Raw genomic sequence first — 10296 nt, 5'->3', positions numbered from 1 at the left:
ATTTCATCTTCGGCATGGACGCCAATGCGGCCCTGGTAAGCCGCGCCGAGGCTCTGGATGAAGACAGCTGGCAGCGTATGGAACGAGAGCCGAAGCACGTGCCGTTAACCGACCAGACGCGGCAGCGTTTCCAGGCCGACGAGAAGGAGCGCATCGTCCGGGAGCGGGGCTACGTCAACTTGGAGCTGAACTACGAGGACGTGGCGGAGTTCGACTACCAGCCGGGCAAGTGCGGCCAGCCGTATCGGGTGGTGGCTCTGCGCAAGAACATCAGCAAGATGAAGGGCGAGCACGTCCTGATCGATGAGATCCGCTACTTCTTCTACATCACGACCCGCACAGATCTCAGCGCCGCGGAAGTGGTCCGGTGTGCGAACGAGCGCTGCGACCAGGAGAACGTCATCGAGCAGCTCAAGAATGGCGTCAACGCGCTGCGGGTGCCGCTCTACGACCTGGTGAGCAACTGGGCCTACATGGTCATCGCGGCCTTGGCTTGGAACATCAAGTCGTGGTTCGCGATGATGATGCACCTGAAGCGGGATCGGAAGGAATATCTGGGCATGGAGTTCCGCCGCTTCATCCACAGCGTCATCCTCATACCCTGCCGTGTGACGCGGCGAGCGCGCAGCATCACGATCCGGCTCCTTGGCTACCAACCCACTCTGGACCGCTTCTTCAGTGCCTGGCGCACCATCGAGCGCACTGGCTTCGGGTAGTCACCGCGGTCTCCCAGGGTCCCAGACCGCTTACACGCTTGTACGGGCCGCTACGGCGCGGTCCAGGGATCTCTGCGCCCTGAACCCCTAAAACATCTCTCCACTCAGGCGTTGCGCTACCGCCACCCTGCCCGAGCGACAGAGATCCGCCATTTCATGCACGCTTCTAAGCTGCTATAGCGCCCACCGCACAACCCGCAGGCGTTCTTGCCCAACTCGCTTATTTTAGGCCTAGCGGCCCCGGGCAACCCATGGGAACCCGCTGGGTCGCACCTTGCGCGCCCCAGTGGGGCGACGTAAGTCCACCCCTTCAATGGACCCTAGAACTGCCGGAGCGATACCTTGGGCGAACTCATGCGAGACCTCCGATACACAGTCCGAAGCCTCCTCCGCCAACCTGGCTTCACGGCGATCACAGTCGGTACGATTGCACTCGGTATCGGTGCGACCACAGCCATTTTCAGCGTGGTCCAGAGTGTGCTCTTCGAGCCCCTTCCTTACGAAGAGTCAGATCGACTCGCCGTGATCTGGGCCAACCTCACCAACCGAAACCAGCCCCACTTCAACATCTCGCCACTCGACCTCCGAGACATGCAGGAGCAGTCGACGCTGTTCGAGGACCTCGCCGGCGTGGTTACCCGTGCTCAAACACTCACGGGCGGCGACGGCGACCCCGAGGTCGTCGACATCGCTCTCACGACGCACAACTTCCTGAACGTGCTGGGCATTGTGCCCTTGATAGGACGCGGCTTCGTCCTAGAGGACTCGGACCCGGTCAGTCCCGATGCCAATCCCGGCGAGATACCCCCCTCCACCGTCATACTCAGTCATGAGTTGTGGCAGCGCCGGTATGGAGGCGACCGACAGATCGTCGGTCGCACCATCGAGATCGACAGCAATACGGCGATGGTGGTCGGGGTCATGCCGCCTCAGGTCCGTCTTCACTTCGGTCTGGCCGGTCTCACACCTCAGGTTGATGTCTGGATGGCGTCACAAATCGATGTCGACGCCTGGCCCGCCCGCCGGACTGGGCTCTGGGTGGTGGTCGGACGCTTGAATGAAGGGGTCAGCTTGGCCCAGGCCCAGTCCGAGATGGACGGGTACTCGATCCGTATGCGTGAATCTTCGGCGCTGATGGAGACCGCCGGATGGCAGCTCGACGTGACGCTCATGCTAACGGAGCTGACGGCCGAAGTGCGGCCCGTTCTCCTTCCGTTGTTCGGCGCTGTGGTCTTCGTCCTGTTGATTGCGTGTGCCAATGTATCAAATCTCTTCCTGGTCCGGGCCAGCAGTCGGGAACGTGAGTTCGCGGTACGAGCGGCCTTGGGTGGAAGTCGCGGCAGGGTGATCCGACAGCTGATGATCGACAGCGGCGTCATCGCGTTCACGGGAGGCGCTCTTGGGTTGCTGCTTGCCGTGGGCGGAAACAAAATCTTGCAGACGCTACGGCCCGCCCACTTGCCGCGCATGGATTCGGTAGGGATCGATCTAACCGTTCTTGGGTTCGCGGCGGGGGCATCGATGCTCGCGGCATTGCTCTTCGGGCTGGTACCCGCGCTACAGGTGTCCAATCCACGTCTGACCGATTGTTTGAAGGACCGAGGCCGATCGTCTTCGCGTTCAGGGCAGCTCCGATTTCGAAACGGAGTCGTGGTGCTCGAGATCGCGATGTCCATGGTCCTGTTGATCGGTGCTGGGTTAATGGTCCGGAGCTTCGTTGAGCTTCAGCGTGTCGATCCCGGATTTGATGCGACCAACGTTCTGACCTTCAGAATCGGCCTGCCGGCTAGTGAATATCCTCGTGCCGAACGAAGAATCTTCTTCGACGAATTCGACGCTGCGCTCGCTGCGCTTCCCGGTGTTGAACAGCTGTCCTCTAGCACCAGGATTCCCCTTCAGGACAACGGCGTTGGAGGGCGGTATGGTCCGCTCGAGGCTCTAACGGACGAAAGCCTTTACGGTCAGGCGACCTATCGTATGGTAAGATCAGGCTACTTCGAGGCCATGCGCACACAGTTGGTCGCAGGACGCTCGTTCTCTCCCGAACACTTTGCCGACAGCTCCGCGGTCGTGGTCGTCGACGAATTGCTCGCGGCGATCATCGCCCCGGCAGGAGATGCTGTGGGTAAGCGCATGTTGATCCGCGCGACCACACCCGACCCCCAAGAGGTCGAGATCATCGGCGTCGTGGAGCATCAACGCGGCCCATCGCTCGCCGTGGACAGCAAAGAAACCGTCTATTTTACGCACGGCTACGGGGGCTCTTCCCCTCGAATGACCTACGTCGTGCGCACCGGTATAGACGACCCGACCTCGTTGCTGCCGCAGGTGCGGCGAGCGCTCAGCGTCTTAGATCCGCGGTTGCCGATCTCGGATGTGCGCACCATGGAGTCTCGGGTCGCGGAAGCCATGACGGAGACCCGCTTTGCGTTGGTGTTGATCAGCGCGTTTGGGCTCGTCGCGATGGTGCTCGCGGGTACCGGCATCTATGGCGTCTTGTCGCATATCGTGAAGCAGCGCATGGGCGAAATCGGGGTCCGGATGGCCTTGGGTGGGCAACCGAGTAGTGTCCTCCGTCTAATCCTCAAGCAAGCTGTGACGCTCACTGTAGCGGGCACCACACTCGGATTGATCGCAAGTTTGTGGGCGACCCGGCTCATGCAGAGTCTTCTGGTCGGCGTGTCACCGCTGGAGGTGCCAGTTTACGTGACGGTTGCCCTAGGGTTCTTCGCGGTCGCGATGTTGGCCTGCTGGGCCCCTGTCCGGCGGGCGACTCGTGTGGATCCTGTTATCGCGCTGAGAGCGGAGTAGGCTAAAACCGGGGTCGCCGTCCGCTAGAGCCGGACCGGGAATCGTCCCCGAATCGCCGCCGAATAATCCCCCACTCATCCCCCAAAGACAAAGGGGCGGTCCGGACTCCGTTTGGGCACCCACACAGTGTCCTGCCTCGCTGCGGAGACTCCCGGGCCGCCTCTTCGGCGTTTTGGAAAAGGAGCGAGTTGAGATCCACGTTGGCGCGGATCGTGAACTTCATTTGGCTCCGTTTTTGCTGCTGAGCCCATGGCGTGTTCTCCAGAGCCGACGACCGAGGTGCCCAGTTCCATGCGGCCAGCCAGCTTACTGTGGCCCACTGGCTTGAGCTTCAGCGTGTCGTGCAACGGCGTGTGCTTCGCTGCTTCCGCAGCCATGGAATTCTGGATGAAGCCGACGCCAGCGGCATGCTCGAATGGCGAGGCTCGGGCGGATTCAGCATCGACACCTCTGTGCGTATCGAAGGAGAGGACCGGGCAGGCATCGAGCGGCTGCTCCGCTACGGTGCGCGTCCGCCCTTTGCGCTCGAGCGACTTCATGCACCCGCAGGAATCGCTTCGCTCTCGTCAACCGGGGCACGCCTCGTCTATCGGCTTGCAAAGCCCGCACCCGACGGTTGCACTGAGCTCAGACTCACTCCGCTTGAACTGCTGGAGCGGCTCGTGCGCCTCATTCCCCCACCGCGTCTACACAGACATCGCTACCACGGCGTTCTTGCCCCAAACGCGAAGCTCCGGGCTGCAGTCGTAGCGATCGACAGACCTCACGTCGAGGCCCCGCAGCCTGAGGCCACCGACCCCCTCTCGATGCACCATGCGTCAGGCGGCGACCGTCCGGCCCGACCTGCGAATCGGGCCCGCATCCGCTGGGCGGTCCTTCTCGCTCGCGGTTACGGCGTGTTGCCGCTCATCTGTACCGGTTGCGGCGGCCAGATGAAGATTCTCGCTTTCCTCACTGACCCACCGGTCGTTTCAAGCATCCTCCTGCAGTGAGATAACCATGCTGGACAGTTTCTTGAACAATTGCAATCAGCAAGAGTCGTGATCAACACAAGAATGCGGAGCTGTCAACGATGCGCACTGAGTGCGGCAACAACCTCGTCAGGCTTCGGCCAGCCGCCGCCCAGGATGCGGGCGAACACGTTCCCCCCACGCGAAGCGATAACCTTGCCGTCCGCAAGCACGTCGAACTGACCGCCCTCACCGACCTCGAGCACAGCTTCAATGTCCAACTGTTCTTGAATGGTTGCCGCGAGACTCGTGGCTCTCTTCTGATAGCCTCAAGCGGAGCAATAACGGATCTCGACTTTCATAGCGTCTCCTGGGTGCGTGGAATTTTCAGCGGTCACTGTTGAGAGTGTACCATGGCGAGTCCAGCGCGGCGATGCAAAGGGGGACAGGCATAGAAATGTTTCCCTCGACAACCAGTTGCCCCTCTGTCCGTATCCACGGTGAGGACCGGGCGGGTGTAGAGCGGCTGCTCCGTTACTGTGCTTGTCCACCCTTCGCGCTGGAACGGCTCTACGCTCCCGGCGACATCGTTTCCCTCACCTCGCGGGGCACCGATGAGTATGCCCCCGTCCCACTGACGTCCTCGCATCCACCACCGTCCCGCTGACGTCCGCTCCTTCCCCTACTCCGGCCCGCCCTCGCACGTCGTCACCTCGCTCCTCCCTATCTACATAGCCTTCAGCCCCGATACGGTGGTTGAATCACCTTCGAGCAACCCCAGTCGACCAAATAATTCTCCGAAGCTCGCAGACGAATGACGCCCTCACACCCCCGCGGCCGCTCGCAGCAGCTGCGAACTACGCCTCCGGGTTCGGATCGGCGACCGACGAGGTGATATCGGGCGCGCACGCTACGATAAGGGCAGTCGCAAAGACGGCACAAAGGACTCGGCGCATCGGGCTCTCCCTTGGGGGTATCTGCTCCTCCCACGTTATGCATCACGCCCTCGACGCGAAACAACGAGCTTCGCCCCCGGGGCGCGTCGGCAAGGGGCCGCGATGGACAGCGCCGGATCCGCCCTCCTACGTTGACATGCCGCGAGTCGTCAGTAGACCCGTGCGTCCCAGTAACGAGGAGTGATGATCGATGATCGCGCCCAAGAAGCTTGCGACTGGCTCCGCTGTGATTCTCCTCCTCTTCGGCGCAGCCTGCGCCGGCCCGGAGGCCACCGAGCCCCCGCTCGCCGTGCCGACGTTCCAGGCCGACGCGGACTGGCCCATCCTGCCAGCCGACTTCGAGTGGGGCCAGGTCATCGGGATCGCTGCGGACTCCAGGGGGCATGTGTGGACGTCGAGCCGCAGCGTGATCGCCGAGTGGGATCCGGATGGCAACATGGTACAGAGCTGGAGCGCCCGCGGCCCCGACGAGAACTGGAGCGTGGTGCACGGTCTGTTCATCGACCACAACGACTTCGTGTGGACCAACGCCCGCGAGAGCAACCTGACGCTCAAGTTCACGCGTGACGGTGAGCACGTCCTAACCATTGGCCGCTTCGACGAGACCGGTGGCAGCAACGACACGGAGTTGATGGGACGACCCGCCGAGATCTGGGTCGACCCGGTCGACAATGAGGTTTTCGTGGCGGATGGCTACGGTAACCGGCGCGTCATCGTCTTCGACGGCGAATCGGGTGAGTACCTCCGCCATTGGGGAGCGTACGGCGAGATGCCGGATGACGAGTACCGCCCAGACCCCGCGTCCTCGGAACCGTCACGGCAGCTCCGGACGCCGCACGGCATCGCCGGCTCGCGGGACGGCCACATCTATGTAGCAGACCGGGCCAACAACCGCATCCAGGTCTTCCTCCAGAGCGGCGAGTTCGTGATGGAGAAGGTCCTACGGCCCATGTGCCCGCCCAGGAGTGAGCCACCGACACCCGGCTGTGCCCGCGAGGCCGCTTTCTCGGTCGGCTTCTCGCCGGACGAAGCCCAGACGTACCTGTACGTGGCCGACGGTGGCTCGCACATGATCGTCGTGCTGCGGCGCTCTGATCTGGAGAAGGTCGACGAGTTCGGGGGTCCAGGAACGGGCACCGGACAGCTCGGTCGGCCGCACAACCTGACCGTCGACCCGCAGGGCAACATCTTCGTGGCCGAGGCGGCAGGCCCCTGGATCGTCGATGCCGCTGCCGGTGACAGTGTCCAGGCCGGGTTCCGGGCGCAGAAGTTCACGCTCAACGGCGGTCGGACGGGAAGGTGAGGCAGAGGACGTGATCGATGCTTAACAGTTCCCTCGACCTCTGACCTAGATCCGCGCTACTGGCAGCTCACACAGTTGTCGTTGTTCACAGCACCGAGGCTGACGAGCAGAGCGATCGTTTCGGGAAACGGCGACAGCCTGGACACCGGCGCGTTGGCCATGTCCGCGGTCGATTGCCCCCGTCGACTGACGACCGTGACGTCGCCTCCCTTTTCCACTAGGTACAGGATCATCTCGTTGTCGCCGCGAGCCGCCGCGTGGTGCATCGCGGTGTAACCGTTGTGATCTCGGGCGTCCACGTCCATACCCACCTCCTCGACCAGGAACTTCACCGAGGAAAGCCACCCGTTGTCGACATGTCGGTGCGCGTTACCGGCGAAGCCCTCGCCGTATCCCACTCCGGAAGCGGCGTGGATCGCCCAAACGCCCGGGCCACCGACCGGAACCGGGGGCAGACCCGAAGGATCCGGCTCGGCCGCCTTGACCGAGTCCTGTCGCTGAGCGTGGGCCAGAACATCCTCGCGAACCGCATCAGGCGTGTCGGTGACGGTGAACTCGGGCAGATCTTCCTTCACGGAGTCCGGAAGCTCGTTCCAGACGGAGCGAAGCACAGAGGCCTTCGTCGAGTCGGACAGCTCTGCGAACTCGTCCGCATCGGCGATCTGACTGATGGCTTGCTGACGCGCGCGCGCACTCCTGCTAGGCCGCCGCTCCGGTGCCTTCGTCGTGAGGAATGGATTGGCACCCCAGCGGTACAGGAGCTTCATCGCGTTTACATCCGTCGCGTAGGCAGAACGGAGGAAGGCGGTCGCACCGTTGGTGTCGATCAGCCCACAGTTGCCATTCCCGCACCCGCTGTACACCATGTACCAGGGGTGCATCGTAATCCGGTGGTTCGCGTCCGCTCCTGATGAGAGCAGAGCCTCCATCGTCTCGAGGTAGCCGTTTTGCTGCTGCCCGCGCTCCTGCGGCTGCGGGAAGCGCGTGCGGGGCTGCCACTCGGAGTTTACGGTCGCCCACAGCGGCGAGACGCCGTTGAGGGACGACGCGACGTTCGGGTCCGCGCCCCGCTCCAAGAGGAGCATCGCCGCGTCGAACTGACCGTTGATCGTCGCAATTAGAAGGGGCGATGTGCCGTCTCCTCCTCCCACCTGATCGATGTTGGCCCCACCGTCCAAGAGCGCGGCTATCGACTCGAGATGGCCTTGACGCGTGGCGTGCAGAAGCGGCGTGAGTCCCCCCTTGCTGACGATATTCGGGGGCCCACGGCGGCGTGAGTCCTCGTCCTCCTCTTCCTCTTCCGCATCCTCGTCGATGCCCGCCTCGTACACCTGGCGCGCCGCGCGCACGGCCGCCTGGATCTGAGCCGATGTGGGCGCCCATGCGCCGTCATTGGTGAACGCTGCGAGCACATCCGCATTCCTTTGGTTCGCGGCGCGGTCGATCGGGCGCTGAGCGCTCAGATCGAAGGACTCGGCGGCGAGGTTCGGATCCGCGCCCGCTTCCAGAAGCGCATGGATCGCGTCTACGCGATTCCGGGCGGCCGCAAAGATCAGAGGCGTCTGCTGCCACTCGGCCTCACGCCCGTTGACATCGGCTCCAGCCTCGACGAGTAGGTCGATGACAGACGCGTCACCGGCAGTGGCGGCCAAGTGCAACGCCGTGGTACCGCCCGGATCCGTCCTGGCGCCGACGTCGGCGCCGGCGGCGAGCAGCGCGGAGACTACCTCCAGCTGCCCATTTCTGCTCGCGATGTGGAGCGGGGTATACTCGCCGATACGAGTAACCACATCGATGATGGCACCCGCATAGAGCAGCATCTCGGTGAGCTCGGCGTCGCCACGCTCCGCAGCCCAGTGCAGCGCGCTCATGCCGTCGCCTTGCGCCGCGTTGACGTCCGCACCTTCCCGGAGAAGCTGACGCACCGCGTCGACATCTCCCCTCATCGCCGCGTCCGCCACCGGAGCGTCCGCCACCGGAGCGTCGGGCGCGCCGGCGCCGATTAGGACAGCGAGACAAAGACCACCTAGAACGTTGGAGCGTAGACCTGCTTTCATCCTAAATCCCTCGCGTGCGGTTTGGGCGTTCGGTTCCCGCCGAGAAAGGCCTCGTCCTAGTGGAGCTCCTGCGCGGTTGCGCGACCCGGCGACGTGAGCGACATGCTTCCGGTGCTATCCCCGAAGCCCTCCATGTCCGTGTGCCCCAGGTCCTGCATCATGCGGAGCATCGCATTGGCCATCGGGGTCCCGTCCGTGGCCTTCAGGTGGAGGTTGCCCTCGAGAATTCCGTTGCCCTTACCCAGGAAGATGAGCGGGCAGCGACGGTGGTTGTGGATGTTCGAATCGGCCATCGGCGAACCGAACATCACGATCGATCGCTCGAGCAGGTTCTTGTCACCGTCCATCGTGTTCTGGAGCCTGTCCAGCAGGTACGGGAGCATGCTCACGCGAAACTGGCAGATCTTGTTGAACTCGAGGACCCCCTCCTCGCGTCCGCCGTGATGCGACGCGGGGTGGAAGGGACGATCGGAGCCGCTCTCCGGGAAGACCCGGCTCTCCGCATCGCGACCGGTCTTGAAAGAGATGACCCGCGTCATGTCCGTCTGGATGGCGAGTACCTGGAGGTCGAACATCAGGTGCATGTGCTCGGTGTACGAGTCCGGCACGCCTGCGGGTGCCTCCGGAATCGCGCGTTCTTCACCCGTGGAGTTGTGTGCCTCGACCATCTGGATGCGACGCTCGATCTCTCGGACGTTGTCGAGGTACTGCTCCATGCGCTGACGGTCCTCCGAGCCGAGCTCGCGACGGATCGCGGCAACCTCGCCGGTAATCCAATCGAGGATGCTCGCCCGGGATTCGCGCCGTACCGCCCGCTCTTCGCGCGTACCGCCGGCGCCGAACAGCATGTCGAACGCCACCCGCGGATCACGGATCATCGGCATCGGCTCACTGGGAGAAGCCCAGCTGATCGAATCCGTGTACGCGCACGAGTAGTTGTACGTGCAGCCACCGGCCTGGTCGATGTTCGGAATGGTGAACTGCATAGACGGGAGCGGCGTATCTTGGCCAAAGCGCCTTGCGTGGATTTGGTCCAGCGACGTGCCGACGAAGAGATCGGATCCCTGCGTCTGCTTCGGATGGGACTGCGTCAGGAAGACCGCGCTCGAGCGGAAGTGGTCACCCCCGATCTCCGGCGTCGTAAAGGCCTCTGCCATCCGGCAATCCGTATTGCTGACGATGGTGAGGTAGTCCTGATACTCACGGAGCGGCGCGAGCGCGTTGATGTCAGACAGCTCGAAGTCCTTGCCGATCGTCTCGGGCGCGTAAAGGAACTGCGTCGCACCCCAATTGTTGCAGCCCGCGAGTCCGTGGACCTCCTCGATCACGATCAGCGGCGTCTTCTCCTCCGCCACTCGCGCCACGGCGCCGCTCAGGCGCCCGGCGGGGACCATCGCGTCCAAATAGGGCAAGCCGACGGTGGCGCCGAGCCCCTTCAGGAATGTCCTACGTCCGATGTGTTTCCCGGTGATGAACTCCATCGTCTCCTAACTCCTCACGTGT

7 protein-coding genes are annotated in these 10296 nt (G+C 63.3%); 4 read left to right on the top strand and 3 right to left on the bottom strand.

Annotation, left to right across the window (positions count from 1 at the left end; all coding sequences use genetic code 11):
• From IIB36_15830 to IIB36_15820, 3 genes are all read left to right on the top strand, one after another.
• A partial coding sequence (locus tag IIB36_15830) for a transposase (protein MCH7533206.1) occupies positions 1–716 on the top strand: 716 nt, incomplete at its 5' end.
• Between the two features lie 342 nt (positions 717–1058).
• Complete coding sequence (locus IIB36_15825; protein MCH7533205.1) at positions 1059–3527, top strand: ABC transporter permease; 2469 nt, start codon at positions 1059–1061, stop codon at positions 3525–3527.
• A 254-nt stretch (positions 3528–3781) separates the two neighbouring features.
• Entirely contained in the window at positions 3782–4519 is a 738-nt protein-coding gene (locus IIB36_15820; protein ID MCH7533204.1) for a transposase, read from the top strand.
• A 74-nt stretch (positions 4520–4593) separates the two neighbouring features.
• Here IIB36_15820 and IIB36_15815 read toward each other — a convergent pair whose 3' ends face one another.
• A complete protein-coding gene (locus IIB36_15815) occupies positions 4594–4758 on the bottom strand; it encodes an Rdx family protein (protein ID MCH7533203.1) in 165 nt (54 codons plus the stop codon).
• A gap of 865 nt (positions 4759–5623) precedes the next feature.
• Between IIB36_15815 and IIB36_15810 the strand changes: the two genes are divergently transcribed.
• On the top strand, positions 5624–6736 hold the full coding sequence (locus IIB36_15810) for a hypothetical protein (protein ID MCH7533202.1): 1113 nt from the start codon (positions 5624–5626) through the stop codon (positions 6734–6736).
• 56 nt (positions 6737–6792) lie between these two features.
• Here the strand turns inward: IIB36_15810 and IIB36_15805 are convergent, their stop codons facing one another.
• Entirely contained in the window at positions 6793–8793 is a 2001-nt protein-coding gene (locus IIB36_15805) for an ankyrin repeat domain-containing protein (GenBank protein MCH7533201.1), read from the bottom strand.
• 56 nt (positions 8794–8849) lie between these two features.
• Positions 8850–10274, bottom strand: coding sequence for a DUF1552 domain-containing protein (locus IIB36_15800; protein ID MCH7533200.1), 1425 nt, complete (start codon positions 10272–10274; stop codon positions 8850–8852).
• Positions 10275–10296: the final 22 nt, after the last annotated feature.

The organism is Gemmatimonadota bacterium (genome assembly GCA_022560615.1).
Lineage (GTDB): Bacteria > Gemmatimonadota > Gemmatimonadetes > Longimicrobiales > Gaopeijiaceae > UBA1138.
Note: the sequence above shows the minus strand (reverse complement) of the source record. Positions and strands in the feature narration are given on the sequence as shown.